We start from the raw sequence: 22,219 nt of genomic DNA, 5'->3' as shown, positions 1-22,219 counted from the left end.
ACCATTATATTTCATAGGCCACGCGACCTATGATCGAGCCGTTCATTTCAGGAGCGGCACATCAATGGTCACGACGCACAATTTGGGTTTCCCCCGCATCGGCGCAAAACGCGAACTGAAATTCGCGCAGGAAAGTTATTGGAAAGGCCAGTCGTCACGCGACGAACTGACCAGCTTGGGCGCACAACTGCGCGAGCGGCATTGGGAAGACCAGGCCGGTTTGGACCATGTGCCTGTCGGCGATTTTTCGTTCTACGACCAGGTGCTCGATACGAGCTTCACGCTTGGCAACGTCCCGGAACGCGTACGCGGTTTTGACGGCAGTTCACTGGACAATTACTTCCGCGTCGCGCGTGGCCGCTCCGCGCAAGATTCGGCTTGCAGTTGCGGCGTGCAAGCTGGCGAGATGACCAAGTGGTTCGATACGAACTATCACTACATCGTGCCGGAATTCAGCGCTTCGACTGAGTTTGCACTCGATGCATCGCGCCTGCTCGATCAGTTGGCGCAGGCTCGCAAGCTCGGTGTGAAGGCCAAGCCGGTCATCATTGGGCCGGTGACGTATTTGTGGCTAGGCAAGGCAAAGGATGATTCGGACAAGCTTGCATTGTTGCCGCGCCTCTTGCCGGTCTATGCAGCGTTGCTCGAACAACTCGCGGCGCAAGGTGTGGAGTGGGTGCAGATCGACGAGCCTGCCCTGGTCACGGAACTCGACGCAACATGGCAGCAAGCTTTCGTCACGGCCTACGACGCATTGAAGGGTTCGAAGGCCAAGCTGCTTCTGACGACCTACTTTGGACAGCTACAGAACAACCTGGAAATCGCGTGCAATCTTCCGGTTCAAGGTCTGCATATCGATGCAATCAACGCGCGTGCTGAAGTTGAGAAGGTGCTCGCGCAGTTGCCTTCGGACAAGGTGCTGTCGCTGGGTGTCATCAATGGCCGGAACATCTGGAAGAGCGACCTGAGCGCGGTGCTGGACTGGGTGGAACCCATCCATAAGACATTGCAGGACCGCTTGTGGATCGCGCCGTCGTGCTCGCTGTTGCACGTGCCGGTCGATCTCGTCAGCGAGCAAAAGCTCGATAAGAAAATCCGGTCCTGGCTCGCATTCGCCTTGCAGAAGCTCGACGAACTGAAGGTGCTGGCCCACGCGCTAAACGGCGGACGCCAGTCGGTGCAAGCGGCGCTTGCTGAGAACGGGGTTGCCATCCAGAACCGCCGTTCGTCGCCGCGCGTGCACAATCCAGCGGTCAAGGCAGCGGTTGCGAAAATCGATGCAGCGCTGGGCCGCCGTTCAAGCGCTTACCCGCAACGTGCCACGAAGCAGTCGGCGTTGTTGAAGCTGCCGGCGTACCCGACAACGACGATTGGCTCGTTCCCGCAGACCGCCGGGATTCGCCAGGCTCGCAGCCAGTTCAAGAGCGGCGAACTGGACGACGCCGGCTACAAGGCCGTCATGCAAAGCGAGATCACGCGCAGCGTGCGCGAACAGGAAGCGCTGGGACTGGATGTGCTCGTGCACGGCGAAGCCGAGCGCAACGACATGGTCGAGTACTTCGGCGAGCAGCTCGACGGCTACGCATTCAGTCAGTTTGGCTGGGTGCAGTCCTACGGTTCGCGCTGCGTGAAGCCGCCCATTTTGTTCGGCGACATCAGCCGTCCGAAGGCGATGACCGTGGAGTGGATCAAGTACGCCCAATCGCAAACGGCCAAGCCGATGAAGGGCATGCTGACGGGTCCGGTCACTATCCTGAACTGGTCCTTCGTGCGCGACGACCAGCCGCGTTCGGTGTCGTGCCATCAGTTGGCGCTGGCTATCCGCGAAGAAGTGCTGGATCTGGAAAAAGCCGGTGTGCGTGTGATCCAGATCGACGAGGCAGCGCTGCGTGAAGGCTTGCCGTTGCGAAAGTCGCAGTGGAACGAATACCTGCAGTGGGCTGTTGAGTCGTTCCGTATCACGGCGAACGGCGTGCAGGACGAAACGCAGATCCACACGCATATGTGCTATTCGGAATTCAACGACATCATTGAGTCGATTGCCGACATGGACGCCGACGTGATCACGATCGAGACATCGCGTTCGGACATGGAGTTGCTGGATGCCTTCGATAACTTCAACTACCCGAACGAGATTGGACCGGGCGTGTACGACATCCACTCGCCGAATATTCCGAGCCAGGAGCACATTGTTCAATTGATGCGCAAAGCGGCTGAGCGTATTCCGGCGGAGCGGTTGTGGGTTAATCCGGATTGCGGGTTGAAGACGCGTCAGTGGGATGAAGTGATCCCCGCGCTCAAGAACATGGTCGCCGCCGCGAAGACGTTGCGCGCGGGCGTGTGATTCATAGCAGGCTTCAACCGTGCCCAAGTGATAGCACCACGTAGAAGCATGTGCATGAACAGACGGCCGCCTTCGGGCGGCCGTTTTTTCAGGCGGCGCACGCTTTGCTTGTATGGGCTAATGACTACCATGGAGTAGCATGATCTCGCATTGCCGCGGGCTAACACGCCAAGGCTGCGTGCAACGTTCGACCGTCGGTAAAACCTCGTTTGGAGCAACCATGGCCTATCGCAACTACCATAAGCGCAAGATTGGCGACCGCGAACTGCATCCCCAGACACAGATGATGTCCTACGGCTACGATCCTTTCCTCTCTGAAGGATCGGTCAAGCCACCCGTGTTCCTGACGTCGACGTTTGCCTTTCGAACAGCAGAAGATGGCGCCGATTTCTTCGATATGGTTTCAGGCCGCAAGCCTTCACCGGAAGGTGAAAGCGCGGGACTGGTCTATAGCCGTTTCAACCATCCGAACCTGGAGATCGTGGAGGATCGGCTTGCGCTTCTGGACGACTCCGAATCGGCTGTCGTGACGTCGAGCGGCATGTCCGCCATCGCAGCGGTCTTGCTGGCGTTCTTGCGGCCAGGAGACTGCGTCGTGCAGTCCGCGCCGCTATACGGCGGGACGGAAACACTGATCGCAAAGTTTCTGCCGGAGTGGGGCATCACGTCGCAAGTGATCGACGATGGTCTTTCACCGGAAGCCATTCGCCATGCGCTCGAAGCCGCCGCGCAAAAAGGCAAGGTGCGGATGTGCTACATCGAGACGCCGGCTAATCCAACGAATGCGTTGTTCGATCTTGAGGGGCTGCGTCAAGAGATCGATGCCTTCGAGACGCGCCACGGCTATCGTCCGCTATCGGTGTGCGACAACACGCTGCTCGGGCCGTTGTATCAGAAGCCGGTCAAGCAAGGCATCGACCTCTGCGTGTATTCCCTGACGAAGTACGTTGGCGGGCATAGCGATCTGGTTGCGGGCGGCGTGACAGGCAGCCGCAGCCTTGTCACCAAGGTGCGTTCGATCCGGAGTGCACTTGGCTCGCAACTTGACCCGCACTCATCGTGGATGATCACGCGCTCAATGGAAACACTGGTCCTGCGCATGGAGCAGGCTGCCCGAAGCGGCACCGCCGTCGCGCAATGGCTGGCGAGCAATCCTCATCGACCGGTCAAGGTCCTGCATCCTGAACTAAACGACGACCCTGCATACCAGGCCGTGTATCGAAGTCAATGCACCGGCCCGGGATCGACGTTCGCGTTTGTACTCGATGGGGGCCGCGAACAGGCTTTCAGGTTGATCAATAGTCTGGAGCTGTTCAAGTCGGCCGTTAGCCTGGGTGGCACGGAATCATTGATCTGTCATCCGGCGTCGACAACGCATTCCGGCGTACCCATTGAGGCTCGCGCTGCAGCGGGCGTGTCGGAAGGATTGATTCGTGTCTCGGTCGGGCTCGAACATCCGGATGACCTTATCGCTGATTTGTCGAACGCGCTGGAGCATTGTTGACTGCATTGCAAGACCTTGGCAGCCCCGAGCTGCGGCGCGTTTTCAGATCACCTTTTGCGCCGCTGCTCACTGCGGTTAAACTAGGCCGAGGTGTGATACAACCCGTCCGTTCCCGGCCACTTCCTGCTGCGGCTCATCAGCCGGTCTTATGCAAAATGGCATTTCTTTCGATCTGAAGGCGCTTGAGGTCTTCGTGCTTGTCGTCGAATCCGGCGGCATGACGGCGGCCGGTCAACGGCTGAGCATCACGCAATCGTCAGTCTCTCAAACGCTGTCGAATCTGGAACAAACACTCAATCTGCAATTACTGGATCGCTCGCAGCGGCCGCCAATGCTGACACCCATAGGGCGCCAGTTTTACAACCGGGCCTGTACGCTGCTGGATGACGCCAGGCATTTGAGTCAGGAGTTCCGCAAACCCCTCGGTGAACCGCTCAAGCATATTCGGATTGCACTGGTCGATTCCATGGCGACCAGCATTGGCGCCGATCTGCTGGTCGCGATACGGCAGCGCACCGCCAACTGGTCGATGGTGACGGGTCAATCGCATCAACATGCCGAAGCGTTGTTGTCCAGGCGGGTGGACATCATCATTTCCGATGACGTTGTGTCAAAGAACCCTTTGCTATACCGGCAGCGTATCTTGCGCGAACCTTTTGTGCTGGTTTTGCCCGGTGACTTCAAAGGACCTGTTCCCTCTTTGCGCAATCTCCTGGTCAGAGGCGACTTCATTCGCTATAGCAATACGACCGTCATTGGCCGCAGCATTGAAACCCAGTTGGAGAAATGGGGGATTCAACCACCGCTGCGACTGCAACTCGACAATACGTTCGCCATCATGTCCCTGGTGATGGCCAATGCCGGCTGGACCATCACCACGCCGCTATGCTTGTTGCAGTCGGGGCTGACGCTGGACAATAAGTTTTCCCCGGCGTTTCGCTTGTCCCCGATTCCCGGCGAAGAGTTCTTCCGCGAACTGACCATGGTCGCCCGCCAGGACGATCTCGGCTTGCTGCCGCAGCAACTCGCGCAGGACAGCGTGGAATTGCTGAAAAAGCGCTTCCTGCCAGTCATCGAGGCGAATGCGCCGTGGGTGCTGCCGTCTATTGTGTTGGGCTGAAACAAGCTGATGAAGCTGACGTGCCGCGCTTACTTCAAAGCAGCGTGACGCCCGGCCTCAATTTTTCATAACGCAGTTGGCGCAAATCCGCGACATTGATACCGGGCGCGGCGACCACCAGAATCTCGTCTGCCAACGCGGCAAAGTCGGCTCGAAAATGTACTGAGCTCTTTAGAACCAGAATGCGGTAATCGGCTGGATCGGCGCCGACATGACGGAACATGGCCTGATCGGCAGCCTGCTGTTTGCGGCTCGACACCACGATTTCAATCCCATGCGGGCCGCCGCAGCGCACCCGGGCCATCGCCCCCAGATCCATGTGGCAGCCATGGTAGAAGGGCCCTGTGCCGGTGAAACGGCCGCTTCCCAGTGCAAGCACCTCGAATGGCGCTTGCACCGGCCCTGCGCCCAAACCTCCGACCCCGCCCAGCGGGACATAGATAACGGCGCTGATTCCCGCGTGCGTTGCTGCTTCGACAAATCCGGCATCGCACACGACCCCGGCGCAAACCCGCTGCGCTTTTTGCCGCAACAGTTCGTGCAGGATATCGGTGGTATCGCCGCCACCGCCGCCGCCCGGATTATCCTGGGTATCGGCGAGGATGACCGTACCGCCCCCCGGTCGCAGGCCCTGCTCAAGCGCGTGCGCGACCGCCTCGGCCGGCAGATAGAGACGCCCGCCGAAGTCCGCCCGTCTAGTCAGAACAGCCTGTGTTAAAGATTCAACCGCTGACTCGACCGCCCTCTGATTGGCGCCATAGGCAATCACGCTAGGCCCACTTTGTTGGATATCGGCGAGCGGAAAACCCGGCACAAAGTCGGCCGCAAAAACCTGTTCCGACGCGAGCGATTCACCAAGCGCCACCAAACCACGCATCGGTTCGCTCAAGGTGCTTTGCCAAGGCATGGGAATCAGAAAAGGTACCTGGCGATAGCCCTTGTGCAACACTTCGCCGGCGAGCAACCGGTCGAGCAGCACGTGTGCACGCTGCCCTGTCTGCGCCATGTCGACATGCGGATAGCTGCGGTACGGCAGCAGGCCGCTGGCATGTTCGATCATGGCCGGCGTGATATTGGCGTGAAAATCGAGCGCCGCGACTATCGGCATCGTGCAGCCGACTCGTCGCCGAAGGCGTCGCAGCAACTCCCCCTCACCGTCCTCCAGATGCTCGCTGACCATCGCGCCATGCAGATCGAGAAACAGCGCGTCCAACCGGCCTGCATCGCGGATCATCCGGTCGAGCATGAAGGCAATCGCTTCGAATGCATCCTGCGTCACGGGACCGCTGGGGTTGGCCGAGGCCCACAATAGCGGGACGAGTTCGTGCGATGTGCGCGCAGCTTGTATGAAACCGTCTATTGCCAGATTGACGCCCGAGACCGCACTGAACATCTCCTCGCCAACGAGCAAGCCGGGCCACGCGTCTGCCTCGACGAAAGTAGCAAAACTCGCCCGGCTGGCGGCAAAGGTATTCGTCTCATGTAGAAAGCCAGCGATCCCGATTCTTGCCACACCATCCCCTCGATAACACTGATCAAATCAACTGGCTTTACAGCAAGCCCTCTACCGCCGTCACGAAAATGCGGCTGTACTCGGCGTCGCTGAACGGGATCGGGTTGGTCCCGGCTGACCCATCAGCCACGGCCATTTCGCCGACCTTTGCCGCATTGCTGCCATCAATGCCGATCTCGCTCAGCGTATGGGGAATGCCCAATGTGTCGCGCATCATCAGGACCCAGTCGAGGAAGGAGGTGAACGACGGCTGCGCCAGTTCAAGATAGCGCGCCAACAGTTCGATCCGGTCCGAGATCGCCGATTCGTTGGCCTTGAGCACATACGGCATCAGGATGGCGTTGAGCATGCCGTGGTGGGCGTCATACAGCGCGCCCAGAGGATGCGCCAGCGCATGCATCGCGCCCAGGCCACGCTGAAATGCGGTGGCGCCCATACTCGACGCCACCAGCATTTGCAGGCGTGCATCGAGGTCCTGGCCGTCCTTGACGGCACGCGGCAGATACTGCTTGATCAGGCGAATGCCTTCGACCGCGATGCCAGTCGCCATCGGATGATAAAACGGTGAACAATAGGCTTCGAGGTTATGCGAGAGCGCATCCATGCCGGTCGCCGCTGTCAGCTTGGCCGGCAAGCCGACCGTCAACTCGGGGTCGAGAATGACGACCGAGGGCAGCATGTTTGCGTGGAATATGATGCGTTTTACATGAGCGTGGTCGTCGGTGATCACCGATGCTCGCCCGACTTCCGAGCCGGTCCCGGCCGTGGTGGGTACGGCAACAACGGGCGCCATGCCGGCCACATAGACGCGTAGATAGTTGTCGCCGATGTCTTCGAAATCCCACAATGGACGATCCTGCCCAACCATTAGCGCCACGGCCTTGGCTGCATCAAGAGCCGAGCCGCCGCCGAAGGCGATCACACCGTCATGGCCGCCGGCCTTGAATATGGCCACGCCATCGTCGACATTCTTGCCGGTCGGATTGCCCTTGATCTCGTGAAACAGTCCGCACTCCAGACCGGCGGACCGGCAGTGATCCAGGACGCTGCCGATCAGCGGCAATGCGGCCAGACCCGGGTCGGTAATCAACAACGGCCGGCGCATGCCCAGGCTTTGACACCATTGCGGCAATTCGCGGATCCGGCCTGCGCCGACCTTGACTGCGGTCGGGTAATTCCAGTTTGCGGAGGGAAGTGACGGATGTGACATACGAAATTCCTTCGATGATCCGTTCAGAGACGGGTTTTCAGATGAAAAGATTTGGCTCGTGTCAGGTGCTCGTATCCGATTGCCGACAAGGTCACACCTCGGCCGGTATTCTTCACTCCGGTCCAGGCCAGTGCAGGGTCGAGATAGTCGCAGCGGTTCATGAAGAAGGTGCCGGTTTCTACACGGCGGCCGATCGATAGCGCGGCTTCTTCGTCGCTCGTGAACACACTGGCCGTCAAACCGTAGGGGCTGTCGTTCATCAGTTCGATGGCTTGTTCATCTCCGGACACCGGCATGATGCCAACCACCGGGCCGAAACACTCATCGTTCATCAGCGTCATGCCGTGATCGACATCCACAAACACGCCCGGCGCCACATAGGGTGTGCCGGCGTGCGACATGCCGAACCGAGTTTCGTCGATCAGATTTTTAGCGCCTTTGGCGAGTGCCTCGGCGATTACGGTCCGCACCCCGTCGGCTGCTGCGGTACGGACTACCGGTCCAAGCGTAGTTTGCGCATCAAGCGGATTGCCCAGCACATATTGATTCGTGAGCGCCACCGCGCGCTCGATAAAATCCTTGTACAGAGGCTGAGCCACATAAATTCTTTGGATACCGCAGCATGACTGGCCCGAATTGAAGAAGGCGCCGTCGACCAGCGTCTCTACTGCGTAGTCGAGATTGGCATCGCTTCGCACGTAGGCCGGATCATTACCGCCCAGTTCCAGCCCAACCCCAATAAACCGCCCGGCCGCCGCTTCCTCGACAATGCGTCCCCCGCCCACCGAACCGGTGAAACAGACAAAGCCGATCTCGTTCGCGTGTATCAATCGACGCACACGTTCATGATCCACATGCAGATACTGAAACACACCCTCGGGCAATTCAGCCTGGACAAAGGCCTGGTGAATGAGCTCGGCGCACAATGGTGTTTGGTCGGAGTGCTTGAGAATCACGGCGTTGCCCGCGAGCAATGCCGGGACAATACTATTGACTGCCGTCAGCAAGGGGTAATTCCACGGCGCGATGGTGAGCACAACACCAACCGGCTCACGCGATATAAAACGGGTAAAGCCTTCCTGCGGGACCACTTGCACGAGCTTCAATGCATCTTCGGCAATCGCCATCATGTGGCGCGCCCGCGAGGCAAAGCCGTCCACTTCGCCGGCGGTGTAGCGCAACGGGCGTCCCATCTGACGCGTAATCGCCTCGGCGATGGCTGCCTTGTTTTGGACGAAGTGTTCTACGGCCTGACCAACCAGCGCCAGCCGCTCCGAGAGCGGTCGTGCAGCCCACGCCTTCTGGGCAGTTTTCGCGCGCTGTAGCGTCTGCTGAATCTGCGATTCGCTCGCATAAGGCCGGCGCACGAATTCGCTGCCGTCAATCGGGCTAATGGTAATCAGTTCTTCTTTCATCATATTGGCTTGGATGTTTGGACTCAGATAATCTCGAAATAGCGGGCTAGTTCCCAATCGGTGACATGCCGTCGGAACTGTCGCTCTTCCCATTCGCGGGTCGCGACAAAATGCTCGACGAATGCTTCGCCAAACAAAGTCTTCGCGGCTTCCGAATGGCGCAGTCGCTGTGCGGCCTCCCACAACGTGCAAGGCAATTTCAGATGGGCGGGGAATTCCTGCGTATAGGCGTTGCCCTCGACGATCTGCCCTGGATCCAGACCCTGTTCGATGCCATGCAAGCCGGCGCCCAAAGCGGCTGCCAATGCAATGTAGGGATTCGCGTCGGCCGAACCAATGCGGACTTCAACGCGCTGAGATTTTTCCGAACCCGGGATCAGCCGCAAGGCTGTCGTTCGATTCTCAACGCCCCATGTTGCATCCAGCGGCGCCCAATAGCCCGGCACCAGCCGTGAATAGCTATTGACGGTCTGCGCGAACATCGACATGAATTCGGGCAGGTAGCGTTGCACCCCCGCCATGAAACTGGCCTGCTTGACGCTCATATTGTAAGGACGGCTTTCGTCGTAAAACGCCGACTTGCCCGTGCTCGCCTCACGCAAGGACAAATGGATATGACCGCTCTGTCCTGGGTGGTCATGCGACCATTTCGCCATGAAGGTCGCCATCAGATTATTTTTCTGAGCCAGCGCCTTGGTAAATGTCTTGAACAATATGGCCTTGTCCGCCATCTCGGACGCGCCGTCGACCGCAAGCGCAGCCTCCAGCACGCCGGGACCGGTTTCGGTATGCAGGCCCTCGATCGGCATGTCCATCTGCTCGCACATATCGAGCAATTGCCGATAAAAATCGCCTTCGACCGTACTGCGCAGTACCGAGTAGCCGAAATTGCCCGGCGTCCAGTTCTTCAGGTCGCGGTAGTTTTTTTCGCGCACCGAATGGGGCGTTTCCTCAAACATGAAGAATTCATATTCAAGCGCGGCAGAAGCCTCGAATCCCATGTCGCTTGCGCGCTTCAATACCCGTTGCAACAAGCCCCGTGGGCAAATTGCTTCGGCATCCCCAACAAATTCGGCAAGGAAGAACAGCATGTCTTCGCCGTCGCCCTGTTCCAGCGGCAAACGCCGGCAGCTCTCCGGTACGATGCGCACCATGGCGTCCGGATAGGCCGTGTGCCAGCCGGTGTATTTCGTGTTGTCGTACATCTGGTCGTCGGCGTCCCAGCCCAATACGACATTGCAGAAGGCGAATCCCGAACGCAGTGCTCCGAGGAATTTATCCTTGCGCAGATATTTCCCGCGCAAGATACCGTCGATATCGGACAGGCCCACTTTGATATGCGTCAGCCTGCTCGCCTCCACCAGACGAATCGCATCTTCCACTGTCTTGATTGCCCGTTCGGGCTTCGCTTGCGCATCCATAATCAGTGTCTCCGTGTTATCGCTTTTTTTTCGGCTGATTCATCTTAGGAACGAGAAAATTGCAGATCAACAACAATCGGTATTGGTTATGGTGTTGATCGGCTGGGGTAATACTCGGTGCCTTGTGGGCGAGGGTGGTCGCAACCCCGCGAGATGGCTGAGGCAACCCGCGCTACCCGGCGGATGGCTGGGCTTGCTACTGGTGCGAGCGCGCCCAATCTCCGCTCGTTCAGCGCCACTTTAGGGCGTTCCCGCGCCGCTGCTCACCCTGCCAATTGTTGCTAAAGACCTTTCGTAACCCCTTCGACCAAGGCATCCTTGCCATTGGCACAACTCTTGTGTATGAAGTTAAAAATTACTTCAAGCGGGACGCGCATTCCCAAAGGGTTTCCATTGATTACTCGACTGGTACAGATCTTTAACGACTCGGGCGCCAAGGTACGGAGCAAGCTTTTCGGCATTTACGGCTTACTGATTGCGATCAATGTCCTCGCCTGGGTTTGGGCACTCGTGGCGTTCCGCCATCATCCGGTACTTCTGGGAACCGCCTTGCTGGCCTACGGATTCGGCCTGCGTCATGCGGTGGATGCCGACCATATAGCAGCTATTGACAATGTCACCCGCAAGCTTATGCAGGAGAAAAAACGCCCCGTTGCCGTCGGCTTCTTCTTTTCCCTTGGGCACTCGACCGTGGTCGTGCTCGCGTCTGTCGGGGTGGCTGTTGCAACGTCGGCCATGCAAGGGCGGTTCGACCACTACAAGGAAATCGGAGGCGTGGTCGGCACGCTGGTGTCGGCGTTATTCCTGTTCGCGATTGCCCTGATGAACCTGATTATCCTTAGGTCGATCTATAAAGCGTGGCGCAACATCAGGAGTGGCGGCGCGTACGTTGACGACGATTTCGATCTGCTTTTGGCCGATCGTGGATTTCTGGCTCGCCTCTTTCGCCCGCTATTTCGCATGATCACGCGAAGCTGGCAAATGTACCCGCTAGGTTTCCTGTTCGGTCTCGGATTCGATACAGCGACGGAAATTGGCTTGCTCGGCATAGCGGCAACCCAGACGTCGCAAGGGCTCTCGCCCTGGGCGATCATGGTGTTCCCGGTACTGTTCAGCGCCGGCATGTCGCTGATAGACACGCTGGACGGTCACCTGATGCTTGGCGCCTACGGATGGGCCTACCTTAAGCCGATCCGGAAAATCTACTACAACATGACCATCACGCTGGTGTCCGTGATCGTGGCTATTGTGATTGGCGGGATAGAAGCGCTTGGGCTGCTCGCAGATCAATTGAAGCTGCAAGGTCCGGTGTGGGATGCCATAGGGACCCTGAACGATAATTTCGGCACGCTGGGCTTTGTCATCATCGGGATTTTTGCCTTTAGCTGGATCGTGTCGGTCCTGATCTATCGCGCCAAGCGTTTCGACGAGCTGGAAGTTAGCCGCTAGAAGTTAGCCGCTAGAAGTTAGCCGCGGGAGCAGCCGCTGGACGCATAAGCCAGCCGCCCAGGATTCGGGCGGCTTCGCTCCTTACTCTCCATACCCGCTAACGCGACACACCGCGTTGATCCAGGGCGCTCGTCAGCGCCTGAATTTGCTCGCTGTTAAGCGAGGCCGCGTCGATTGCATCGGCTCGGGGAAAAATCATCTGCCCATAAACATCGGCGAGCACACGCGCTTCCCGCCGCGCTGTCCGATTTTTGACGATGTCGCAAGGTTGCGCAAGTTGTCCCCACATGAACGAAACTAATAGGAAGATGAAAACATGTCCCTTGTTGAATAACACGTCGGCATTCAGACTGTGGGCCACTCGGTTAAGGACGCATCATGGCTCGCACTCATCTACACGGTTTTCCGCGCATCGGCGCGCAACGCGAACTCAAGTTCGCGCAAGAGGCTTTCTGGCGCGGGGAGTGCAACGAAGCTCATGTACGTAACGTCGCGGCGGCGTTGCGTGCGCGCCATTGGTCGTTGCAGCGCTCGGCGAAGCTGGATTTTATAGCGGTCGGCGATTTCGCCTACTACGACCAGATGCTGAACCTGACTGCGCTATTAGGTGCGTTGCCGGAGCGGTTCGAATTTGACCCGTCGGCGCTCTCGCTCACGCAATATTATGAGCTGGCGCGAGGCAACCAGGCGCAGCCCGCCATGGAGATGACCAAGTGGTTCGACACCAACTACCACTACCTTGTGCCGGAGCTGGGTCCGAGCACCACATTCAATGGCGGGGTCGATTGGTTCTTCGATGAAATCGATGAAGCGCTGACACTGGATCATTCCATCAAGCCGGTTCTCATCGGCCCGATTACGTACCTATGGCTATCCAAGAGCCCCGTTCCCGGCTTTGACCGGCTTTCACTTCTGCCAAAGCTCGTGATTCGCTATATGCGCATTCTCGACCAGTTGAAGCAACGCGGGATTGAATGGTTCCAACTGGACGAACCGGCGCTGTGCCTGGACCTGGATGACGAATGGATCGAGGCGTTTCATGCCGCCTACGATGTGCTTGGCGCGTCAGGCAGCAAGGTCATGCTGGGCACGTATTTCGACACAACCGCTCGCCACGCACCGCTCGTCGCGGAACTTCCTGTGCAGGGTGTTCATATCGACCTGATCAGGGCGCCCGAACAACTGGACGCGTGGCGCGCGGCGCTGCCAGCGGGCAAAGTGCTGTCGGTAGGTGTGATCGATGGTCGGAATATCTGGCGGGCAGACCTCGGTAAAATCGTCGATTCGCTTCGGAGCCTGAGTGAAGAACGGTCGGATAACTTATGGATTGCGCCGTCCTGTTCGTTGCTGCATGTGCCGGTCACGCTTGCCTCCGAGAAAAGGCTCGATAGCCGTTTGACGTCATGGCTTGCATTCGCGACTGAGAAGCTTGATGAGGTCGCTGCTATTGCGCTCGCGTTAAGTGATTCGGCAGAAGCCGGATCTGCGCTCGCCGCGTCAAACGCGGCGCTCGATACGCGACGCAACTCGGACTCGATCGTCAACACCCTCGTGCGGCGAAGGACCGCTTCCATCACCCAGGCGATGGCAAGTCGTAAAAGTCCTTATGTCATCCGCAAGCGGGTGCAGCGACATACGCTCAGGCTTCCGCTCCTGCCCACCACGACCATAGGTTCGTTCCCCCAGACAACAACGATCCGTCAAGCTCGCGCGGCGTACCGGCGCGGGGAACTGGGCGCACTCGATTACCTGGAACGCATGCGCGCGGAGATAACGGCCGCAGTGCGCAAGCAGGAGGAGCTCGGGCTCGACGTACTCGTGCATGGCGAAGCGGAACGTAACGACATGGTCGAGTTTTTCGCGGAGAAGCTTTGGGGATTTGCGCTGACGGAGAACGGCTGGGTTCAGAACTACGGCTCGCGATGCGTCAAGCCGCCCATCATTTACGGCGACATCTATCGTCCGGAGCCCATGACGGTGGACAACATGTGCCATGCGCAATCGCTGACCGACCGCGTGATGAAAGGCATTCTTACGGGACCGGTGACCATGCTCCAGTGGTCTTTTGTCCGTGACGATCAACCCCGCGAAACGACGGCGCTGCAGCTTGCGCTGGCCATTCGCGACGAGGTAATGGACCTTGAAAAGGCCGGCATCCGCATCATTCAGATCGATGAACCGGCGTTCCGCGAAGGCTTGCCATTGCGTCAGGCCGAGTGGCCCGCTTACCTTGACTGGGCAACCCGGGCTTTCAAGATCGCCGCTAGTGGCGTCTCCGATGCAACGCAGATTCACACCCACATGTGTTATTCGGAGTTCAACGACATTCTCCCCTCCATCGCAGCGCTGGATGCGGACGTGATCACGATCGAGACGTCGCGCTCTTCAATGGAACTGCTGGACGGCTTCGGTGCGTTCGTCTACCCGAATGGAATCGGGCCTGGCGTCTATGACTCACATGCGGCGCGGGTGCCGAGCGTTGCGACGATGCAGCGCCTGCTTGAGCGTGCATGCGAGGTCATTCCTGCGGAGCATCTATGGGTCAACCCTGACTGCGGTTTGAAAACGCGCGCGTGGCCGGAGACGGAGGCGGCATTGACAAACATGATTCTGGCGGCCCGCGCCGTGCGAGAGGCGTTGATTGCGAAAAGTAAGGAAATAGCAGAAGTCTGAGCGCCCGTCAGCACCACTAGTACCTTCACCGGCGGCCTTGGCCACACCCTTGCGGCTTGGGACTTCTAACCAGCTTGCCTCGGCTGCTGGACAGTGTTCAGTGGGCACCGCGGTCCCTCCGCGACGCTCATCACCATGACGCCATCCCACATCTGACCTTGCGCGGCGAAACGGGCAGAAGACCCGCTTGGGGCACCCCGGCGGCACACCGAAGTCCACCCGAGCTTACCCGTAAAGAACCGCGTAGAAGCGCGGTTCTGCCATGCCGTGGCCCGTCCGTGCTAATGTATTTGGCTTGGCTTCGTTGACTTTGTACTTTACTCACCACGCCCTTTCGGGACGCTCTGGACGCTTATGAAAAAAGTATCGCTGCTGCTTACTCTTGCTTTTATCGCTTCGTCATCGGCTTATGCCGCCACAGGCGCGACTGAAACGCTTCCCTCCGGCGTCACCGTGACGCAGATCAAGGAAGGCACTGGCGCGCAGCCTACCGCCGCTGACACCGTGACCGTCAACTATCGCGGTACGCTCGCGAACGGCACCGAATTCGACTCCTCGTACAAGCGTGGGCAGCCGGCATCGTTCCCGCTCGGTCAGGTCGTCCCGTGCTGGACGCAAGGCCTTCAGAAGATGAAGGTTGGCGGCAAGGCCAAACTCGTGTGTCCGCCGGCAACTGCATACGGCGAACGCGGCGTAGGCCCGATTCCGCCGAACAGCACGCTGACGTTTGAAGTCGAGTTGCTGAAAATCGGCAACTAGAGCCTGTACAACGCGCATTCGCTTCAACGCAATCAGGCGAATCGCGCGTCCTGTGCTATTGCGATAATTTTTGCTTTTCGCAATAGCACAGCTGTGTAACGTCAGCGTAGTGCCATCAAATAGGTTGATGGATGTAGCGAGTGCTTAATCCGACTCCAATGGGAAAACCCTCCCTGCGCTTACGCCCTATACGCGCCGTATACGTTTACTGTCGAGACAGCCCGATTTTCAGTCAGAGGATTGACGGGTGCGAAGTAAAATTATCGGAAAGCAGGGCACACGAACCTGTCACTTGCACCACGTAAGATAGGCGCTGGGGCGCTTAATGCAGGCTCAGTGCAGCAACGGCCAGAGGTCGGAGCCTACGCCACCAAGCCGGAATCCAATGCCAGGATAGTCGGGCTGGTACAAATCAATGGGTACAACACGGTCCGCAAACGATTCCCTTCTGTTGCAGTTTTAATAAGCGTCCGGTAACATTAATTCGCGGGTAGTATCAATTTTTTACTAAACTGGTTACCTGCCGGGACTGCCTGGATAAGCAATTTTCTGTCTTTTAAGTGACAGATAGGGCATGCCAAAGGCGCCGTGCAAAAAGTCTCCCTGCATAACCCGTTGTTGAAGGGCCAAAATCACTAAACAGGCCGTCGCGACCGGTGTTAATAAAAAGAGGGCTGTATCTTAGTCACTTCCACCACCATGGCGACGCTGTGATCCGACACACTCTGGGCGGCTTGCTACTGGTGATGTTATGCCTCGGCCGTGCGGTCGCGGCAGGTCCCGATTGCACACGTCCCTTCACGCTTGCGCTGCACGACCACGGCCTGCTTTATTCCGCCGATACCGACACGGGTATCGATAAAGATTTCGCCGACGAACTGATCCGCCGCAGCGGCTGCCAGATTACCGTCAGCCTGATGTCGCGGGCGCGCATCTGGCAATTGATCGAATCCGGCGCACTCGATTTCAGTTTGTCCGGCATTGCCAACGCCGAGCGCAACCGCTTCGCTTCGTTCGCCTGGTACTTCAGCAACAAATACTATTTGCTGGTGCGCAAGGACGCGGGCATGCATCAGCTTGCCGATTTCGAGCGCAGCGACCAGTTTCAACTGGGCGTGATCCGCAGCTTCCGCTACAGCGACTCCGCCAACAAGCTGGTCGACACGCTCGCGGCGGAGAACCGCGTCAGCCAGGCCGGCGGCCTGGCGCCGCTCTACGAGGCGCTGATCCACCAGCGTATCCAGGGCATGATCATGGAGCCCTTCGATTACCCCGCGCTCGACGAAAAGAAGATCCGCGATGTCACCGCCATCATTGAGTTCAACGATCCCGCCATACCGCATGGCCTGATCATGTCAAAGAAGGCGCTGTCACCCGCCGAGCAGGACAAGTGGCGCGCGCTGGTGAACGAGATGCGCGCGGACGGAACCGTGCTGCGTATTTTCGAGAAGTATTTCAAACCCGATCTGGCTAAATCCATGGTCGATTTCCAGGCACCTCCGTGACCTGGGCTCGCCTGGTATTGCTGCCCCTGCTGATCTTGTCCGCCGCACTCGGCGTCACGTGGATCGTCTGGGATCACGAGCGGCAAGCTTCCCACAACGAGTTACTCTCCCAGTTCAATTTTTCACTGGGCGACGTGGTCAGCCGCGTCGAACAGCGCATGTCGACTTATGAACAGATGCTGCGCGGTGTGCAGGGCCTGTTCGCGGCCACCGACCAGATGGACCGCGACAACTTCCGCGACTACGTCAGCGCGCTCAATCTCGACGCCAATTTTTCCGGCATCCAGACCATTGGGGTTATCGACTGGGTGCCGGCGGCGCGAAGAAACGCTCATATTGCCGCGATGCGTCAGTTGGGTTTTACCGGCTATACCATCCAGCCGCAGGGCCTGCGGGAGAACTACGCGCCGATCATCCAGCGCGAACCGTCCGCGCTCAGCAACCGCGCCCCGCTCGGAGTAGATCCCTGGGCCGATCCTGTGCGGCGGCAGGCCATGGAGAAGGCACGCGATTCCGGCATGGTGGCGGTTTCTGGAAAAGTCCGCCTCGGCGTGGACGTCGGGCCGGATGCAAAACCCGCCTTCATCATGTACTTGCCTATCTATACCCGGGGCCAGTCGCACGACGGCGTCGCCGAGCGTCGCGCGCATCTTGCCGGCTGGGTGTACGCGTCGTTTCGCATGCACGATGTCATCGCCAGTCTTTATGGCGATACGCTGCCCGGCCTCGCGTTAGCGATCTACGACGGCGTCGAGCCGTCCACCGCGGCCTTGCTGTATCGTTCCCGTGCCGCTGAAGAGCAGCATCGGCCGCCGCTCATTTCAGCCAGTGAATACCTGGTGGTTGGAGGGCATGACTGGACGCTCTCGATGAGGACCCTCGACGACTTCAAGGGCCGTTTCGGCCGTAACGCCGAAGTACTGATCGCGGTCACCGGCACGGGTCTGAGCCTGCTGCTGGCGCTCCTCGCGTGGCTGATGGTCACCGGCCGCGGTCGCGCGATGCGGCTGGCCTCCAAGATGACCCGCGAGTTGCGCGAGAGTGAAGAGAAATTCCGGGCCATCGCGGACTGCACGGTCAACTGGGAAGTCTGGTGGGGAACGGATGGCAAGCCGCGCTGGATCAATCCATCGGTTAAGGAATACACCGGCTATACCGTCGACGAATGCATGGCCATGCCCGATCTCGCCGGCACGCTGATTCATCCCGACGATATGGCCCGCGTCGCTCCCGAGTTCCTGAGGGGACTCCAGGGCTCTCGCGGCGACGACCTCGAATTCCGCTGCGTTCGCAAGGACGGGACGCTGGTCTGGCTGTCCGTTTCCTGGGTTCCGATCACCGACGCCAAAGGCGTATTGACGGGGTTCCGGACCAGCGGACGCGACATCACCGACCGCAAGCAGGTCGAGGCCGAATTGCGGATTGCGGCGGTCGCCTTCGACTCGCTCGAAGCCATGATGGTCACCGATGCCACCAACACCATCCTGCGGGTCAATTCAGCGTTCACCGAGTGCACCGGTTACACGGCTGAAGAGGCGGTGGGCCAGACACCTCGACTGCTCCGCTCGCATCATCACGACGAAGGATTTTTCGGCGAGATGTGGGAGACGATTCACCGCATGGGTGGCTGGCAAGGTGAGATCTGGGGGCGTCGCAAGAATGGTGAGGTCTATCCGAAATGGCTGACGATCTCGGCGGTGACGGGCGAAGGCGGAGTCGTCAGTCACTATGTGGGCACGCATCACGACATTACCGAACGCAAGATCGCGGAAGAGCGCATCAAGGAGCTGGCTTTCTTCGATGCCCTCACGCGTTTGCCCAACCGCACGTTGCTGCTGGATCGCCTGACGCAGGCCATTACGCTCAGCGCACGAAGTGGTGCGTGCGGGGCGTTGCTGTTCATCGACCTGGATCACTTCAAGACGCTCAACGACACCCTGGGCCACGACAAAGGAGACCTGCTGCTTCAACAAGTGGCGCAGCGGCTGGCTGCCAGCGTACGTGAGGGCGATACCGTGGCGCGGGTTGGAGGCGACGAGTTCGTGGTGGTGCTCGGCAGCCTGCATGAAACGTGGCAGGAAGCGGCCAGCCAGACAGAAGGCGTGGGCGAAATCATCCTCGATGTTCTCGGCAAGTCGTACCAGCTTGATGACATCGATTACCGCAGTACGGCCAGCATTGGCGCAACCGTGTTCCGGGGCTACCAGACGTCCATCGACGAACTCCTGAAACAGGCGGACCTCGCCATGTACAAGTCGAAGGAACTGGGGCGCAACGCACTGTGTTTCTTCGACCCGGCCATGCAGACCGTGGTAGTGGAACGGGCGGCGCTCGAGGCGGGTTTGCGGAAGGCCATAGAGGGCAATCAGTTCGTGCTGCATTACCAGGCGCAGGTGCTCGACGGGGACAAAGTCGTTGGAGCCGAAGCACTCGTGCGTTGGCAGCATCCCCAGCGCGGTCTGGTGCCGCCAGCCGATTTCATTCACCTCGCTGAAGAGACCGGGATGATCCTGGCGTTGGGCAACTGGGTGCTCGAAACCGCATGTACTCAACTGGCGTTGTGGGCCATGCGGCCCGACATGTCCCACCTGACGATCGCAGTCAATGTCAGCGCGCAGCAGTTCCGCGAGCCTGACTTCGTGGCCAAGGTGTTGAACGTCATCCGTCGAACGGGCGCCAACCCTGACCGGCTGAAGCTGGAACTGACCGAGAGCGTGCTGGTGGACAACGTGCAGGACATCATTGAAAAGATGCATGCACTCAAGGCCCGGGGCGTGGTTTTTTCACTCGACGATTTCGGTATTGGCTATTCGTCGCTTTCGTATTTGAAGCGCTTGCCTCTGGATCAATTGAAAATCGATCAGTCATTCGTGCGCGACGTGCTCATCGATCCGAACGATGCGGCGATTGCCCGGACGATTGTCGCGCTGGCGCAAAGCCTGGGCTTGGGGGTGATCGCCGAGGGCGTGGAGACCGAAGAGCAACGCGACTTCCTGGCCGGCGCCGGCTGTCATGCTTATCAAGGTTTCTATTTTTGCCGGCCTTTGCCCGTTGAAGGATTTGAAGAGTTTGCGTGCAGGGGGTGGACGAAGCCGAAGGCGGTCCGCGCATAACAGTTCGAATAGTTCGGTTAGCTGACCGCATTGTTTCGCAGCAGCTTAGATTCGCAAGTCAGTCAGGATCTGTTCCGCTAAAAAATCACAGGGCGGCCGGTTCGATCCCGCGCTGCGCGCGAGCACGATTTCCAGGTCCGGCAGGGCAGGCAGGCCGTCCGCGCTGCCGAGTTGGACAAACCGTTCAGGAATGCTGCATCGGGACAGGGGGGCAATCGCAAGCCCCGCTTCGACCATGCTGAAAAGGCCCAGCAGGCTCGGGCTTTCGTACGACGTGCGATAGCTGATCTTCGCCCGTTCCAGCGCGTGGATCGCCTTGGACCGCGCAACGCTGCCCGGTGCGAAGACGGCAATGGGCAACGGCCGTTCCTTCCATACTTCGTTGCCGACCGCGCAACCGGCCCAGACCATCGGTTCGAGCCGGATGAAGTCACCACTCAAGCCCTTCATCCGTGTCATGCACGCGAGATCGATCTTGCCTTCCTTGATGAGCGGCGCCAGCGCATTGCTCGGCATGCCGATCACCTGGATCTCGACCTTGGGGTAAGTCGCAGAAAATTTTCTCAACACGGAGGGCAGGAGAGACGATGCGTAGTCGTCCGGTACTCCAATTGCCACCCGCCCCCTGACGTCCGGGCGAACAATGGATGCCCAGGCTTCGTCGCGCAAGGCAAGCAACCGGCGCGCATAGGCGAGCAGTACATGGCCGTCCTGCGTCAGCGTGAGATTGCGCGGTTTGCGTAAGAACAAGGACTTCCCCAGCGACGCCTCCAGCGACTTGATCTGCATACTGACGGCGGATTGGGAACGATGCACGAGTGCTGCGCCGCGCAGGAAGCTGCCTGTATCGGCAACGGCAACGAACATGGAGAGCGCATCGAGGTCGAAGGTTTTCATGGGTGTCGGAGGGGTGTCGAAGGCATCAGAAAAACTGAACGAAGTCTTCAATATAACTCGCTTTCCTGAATCCGGTGGGCCTTGCATACTGGGCGTCCCTCAACGCGAAAACGACGGAAAAGAAACGATGTCGATGACCTACGATGATTTCAGGAAGCTCGGGATAAAAATCGATATGACGCGCGGAAAGCCGTCGTCGGAACAACTTGATCTCTCCTCGGATGCACTGGCCAACGCGCTGAAAGCGGGCGAATTCATGTCGCGCGATGGTATCGATTGCCGTAATTATGGTCATGCCCTGGGTCTGCCCGAAGCACGTGAACTCGGCGCCGATCTGCTTGGGACTGCTGTCGAGCAGGTGGTGGCGGCGGGGAATTCCAGTCTTGAGTTGATGCATGACGCCATGGCGTTTGCCATCCTGCATGGCATGGCTGACGGCAAGCCGTGGCGCAATGAGGGCGACGTCGCGTTCCTTTGCCCCGTGCCGGGATATGACCGCCATTTCTCGATCTGCGCGGCGCTTGGCGTGCGCATGATCCCGGTGCCGCTAACCGGCAATGGCCCTGATATGGATTTTGTCGAAGCACAGGTCGCCGGCGATCCGGCCATCAAGGGCATCTGGTGCGTGCCGCTCTATAGCAACCCAACCGGCGAAATCTACTCCGCCGATACGATTCACCGTCTCGCCTCGATGCCAACAGCCGCCCCCGACTTTCGCTTGTTCTGGGACGACGCGTACCGGTTCCATCACCTGACTGAGCAGAAGCACACCACGTTGAACATGATCGACGCTTGCGCGGCGGCAGGGCATCCGGATCGGGCGCTGGTGTTCGCGTCGCTGTCCAAGATTACGATTGCGGGCGCTGCGCTGGCGTTCGTTGCATCGTCGCGCCGTAACATCGACTGGTGGCAGCGTTGTTCGGGTATCAGGACCATTGGGCCGGACAAACTCAATCAACTTCGGCACGTACGGTTTTTGCGGGACCGGCAGGCATTGGAGGGATTGATGGAGCGGCATCGCGCGCTGTTGCGACCCAAGTTTGACGCCATGACGACGACCTTCGCCGAGATCCTTGCGGATCTTCCGGGCGTGTCCTGGACCGAGCCGCAAGGGGGCTATTTCATCAGCCTCTACAGCCCCGATGGTCTCGCTAAACGCACGGTCGCGCTGGCCGCCGACGCCGGTATTGCGATGACGCCGGCAGGCGCTGCGTTCCCTCATGGTCTCGATCCACGGGACCGGCATCTGCGCGTTGCACCGACCTTTCCGTCACTTGATGAAGTGAAGCGGGCGGC

Annotated in this window: 15 protein-coding genes; 9 read left to right on the top strand and 6 right to left on the bottom strand. The window is 59.1% G+C overall.

Going from position 1 to position 22,219, the window contains the following annotated elements:
* Positions 1-64 precede the first annotated feature (64 nt).
* The 3 genes from metE (JWR14_RS25825) to JWR14_RS25815 all read left to right on the top strand — a co-directional run bounded on the left by metE (JWR14_RS25825) (position 65) and on the right by JWR14_RS25815 (position 4,968).
* A complete protein-coding gene (gene metE / locus JWR14_RS25825; RefSeq protein WP_299714091.1) occupies positions 65-2,344 on the top strand; it encodes a 5-methyltetrahydropteroyltriglutamate--homocysteine S-methyltransferase in 2,280 nt (759 codons plus the stop codon).
* A 220-nt stretch (positions 2,345-2,564) separates the two neighbouring features.
* Entirely contained in the window at positions 2,565-3,848 is a 1,284-nt protein-coding gene (locus JWR14_RS25820) for a cystathionine gamma-synthase family protein (protein ID WP_299714088.1), read from the top strand.
* 148 nt (positions 3,849-3,996) lie between these two features.
* On the top strand, positions 3,997-4,968 hold the full coding sequence (locus tag JWR14_RS25815) for a LysR family transcriptional regulator (RefSeq protein WP_299714085.1): 972 nt from the start codon (positions 3,997-3,999) through the stop codon (positions 4,966-4,968).
* A 34-nt stretch (positions 4,969-5,002) separates the two neighbouring features.
* Here the strand turns inward: JWR14_RS25815 and JWR14_RS25810 are convergent, their stop codons facing one another.
* From JWR14_RS25810 to JWR14_RS25795, 4 genes are read right to left on the bottom strand one after another with little or no spacing between them, the layout of a single operon-like run.
* Positions 5,003-6,481 carry a M81 family metallopeptidase gene (locus JWR14_RS25810; protein ID WP_299714082.1) on the bottom strand — a complete coding sequence of 493 codons (1,479 nt, stop codon included), beginning with the start codon at positions 6,479-6,481 and terminating at the stop codon, positions 5,003-5,005.
* A gap of 37 nt (positions 6,482-6,518) precedes the next feature.
* Positions 6,519-7,691, bottom strand: a complete 1,173-nt coding sequence (locus JWR14_RS25805; RefSeq protein ID WP_299714079.1) for an iron-containing alcohol dehydrogenase — start codon at positions 7,689-7,691, stop codon at positions 6,519-6,521.
* Positions 7,692-7,714: 23 nt separating this feature from the next.
* The gene (locus tag JWR14_RS25800) at positions 7,715-9,106 is read right to left on the bottom strand and encodes an aldehyde dehydrogenase family protein (protein WP_299714146.1); all 1,392 of its coding nucleotides are present in this window, start codon (positions 9,104-9,106) and stop codon (positions 7,715-7,717) included.
* A gap of 23 nt (positions 9,107-9,129) precedes the next feature.
* The gene (locus tag JWR14_RS25795; protein ID WP_299714076.1) at positions 9,130-10,527 is read right to left on the bottom strand and encodes a glutamine synthetase; all 1,398 of its coding nucleotides are present in this window, start codon (positions 10,525-10,527) and stop codon (positions 9,130-9,132) included.
* 393 nt (positions 10,528-10,920) lie between these two features.
* Here JWR14_RS25795 and JWR14_RS25790 point away from each other — a divergent pair, with 393 nt between their 5' ends.
* A complete protein-coding gene (locus JWR14_RS25790) occupies positions 10,921-11,976 on the top strand; it encodes a HoxN/HupN/NixA family nickel/cobalt transporter (protein ID WP_299714073.1) in 1,056 nt (351 codons plus the stop codon).
* A 97-nt stretch (positions 11,977-12,073) separates the two neighbouring features.
* Here the strand turns inward: JWR14_RS25790 and JWR14_RS38630 are convergent, their stop codons facing one another.
* A complete protein-coding gene (locus tag JWR14_RS38630; RefSeq protein ID WP_366144599.1) occupies positions 12,074-12,265 on the bottom strand; it encodes a DUF3717 domain-containing protein in 192 nt (63 codons plus the stop codon).
* 89 nt (positions 12,266-12,354) lie between these two features.
* Between JWR14_RS38630 and metE (JWR14_RS25785) the strand changes: the two genes are divergently transcribed.
* From metE (JWR14_RS25785) to JWR14_RS25770, 4 genes are all read left to right on the top strand, one after another.
* A complete protein-coding gene (metE, locus tag JWR14_RS25785) occupies positions 12,355-14,649 on the top strand; it encodes a 5-methyltetrahydropteroyltriglutamate--homocysteine S-methyltransferase (RefSeq protein WP_299714070.1) in 2,295 nt (764 codons plus the stop codon).
* A gap of 354 nt (positions 14,650-15,003) precedes the next feature.
* Positions 15,004-15,408 (top strand): FKBP-type peptidyl-prolyl cis-trans isomerase, encoded by a 405-nt coding sequence (locus tag JWR14_RS25780; protein WP_299714067.1) that lies wholly within the window; start codon positions 15,004-15,006, stop codon positions 15,406-15,408.
* 710 nt (positions 15,409-16,118) lie between these two features.
* Positions 16,119-16,913, top strand: a complete 795-nt coding sequence (locus JWR14_RS25775) for a transporter substrate-binding domain-containing protein (RefSeq protein WP_299714064.1) — start codon at positions 16,119-16,121, stop codon at positions 16,911-16,913.
* On the top strand, positions 16,910-20,026 hold the full coding sequence (locus JWR14_RS25770; protein ID WP_299714061.1) for an EAL domain-containing protein: 3,117 nt from the start codon (positions 16,910-16,912) through the stop codon (positions 20,024-20,026). The genes JWR14_RS25775 and JWR14_RS25770 overlap by 4 nt, the downstream gene beginning before the upstream one ends.
* 45 nt (positions 20,027-20,071) lie before the next feature.
* Here JWR14_RS25770 and JWR14_RS25765 read toward each other — a convergent pair whose 3' ends face one another.
* Complete coding sequence (locus JWR14_RS25765; protein ID WP_299714058.1) at positions 20,072-20,923, bottom strand: LysR substrate-binding domain-containing protein; 852 nt, start codon at positions 20,921-20,923, stop codon at positions 20,072-20,074.
* Positions 20,924-21,050: 127 nt separating this feature from the next.
* Here JWR14_RS25765 and JWR14_RS25760 point away from each other — a divergent pair.
* The coding region (locus tag JWR14_RS25760; RefSeq protein ID WP_299714055.1) for an aminotransferase class I/II-fold pyridoxal phosphate-dependent enzyme at positions 21,051-22,219 on the top strand (1,169 nt) is incomplete at its 3' end.

The sequence above is a fragment of the Caballeronia sp. genome, assembly GCF_028292365.1.
Classification (GTDB): Bacteria; Pseudomonadota; Gammaproteobacteria; order Burkholderiales; family Burkholderiaceae; genus Caballeronia.
Note: the sequence above shows the minus strand (reverse complement) of the source record. Positions and strands in the feature narration are given on the sequence as shown.

Bases quoted from the DNA above. Each gene is read 5' to 3' on its own strand.
- metE (WP_299714091.1), top strand. From the start codon at position 65: ATGGTCACGACGCACAATTTGGGTTTCCCCCGCATCGGCGCAAAACGC.
- JWR14_RS25820 (WP_299714088.1), top strand. From the start codon at position 2,565: ATGGCCTATCGCAACTACCATAAGCGCAAGATTGGCGACCGCGAACTG.
- JWR14_RS25815 (WP_299714085.1), top strand. From the start codon at position 3,997: ATGCAAAATGGCATTTCTTTCGATCTGAAGGCGCTTGAGGTCTTCGTG.
- JWR14_RS25805 (WP_299714079.1), bottom strand. From the start codon at position 7,691: ATGTCACATCCGTCACTTCCCTCCGCAAACTGGAATTACCCGACCGCA.
- JWR14_RS25800 (WP_299714146.1), bottom strand. From the start codon at position 9,106: ATGAAAGAAGAACTGATTACCATTAGCCCGATTGACGGCAGCGAATTC.
- JWR14_RS25795 (WP_299714076.1), bottom strand. From the start codon at position 10,527: ATGGATGCGCAAGCGAAGCCCGAACGGGCAATCAAGACAGTGGAAGAT.
- JWR14_RS38630 (WP_366144599.1), bottom strand. From the start codon at position 12,265: ATGTGGGGACAACTTGCGCAACCTTGCGACATCGTCAAAAATCGGACA.
- metE (WP_299714070.1), top strand. From the start codon at position 12,355: ATGGCTCGCACTCATCTACACGGTTTTCCGCGCATCGGCGCGCAACGC.
- JWR14_RS25780 (WP_299714067.1), top strand. From the start codon at position 15,004: ATGAAAAAAGTATCGCTGCTGCTTACTCTTGCTTTTATCGCTTCGTCA.
- JWR14_RS25765 (WP_299714058.1), bottom strand. From the start codon at position 20,923: ATGAAAACCTTCGACCTCGATGCGCTCTCCATGTTCGTTGCCGTTGCC.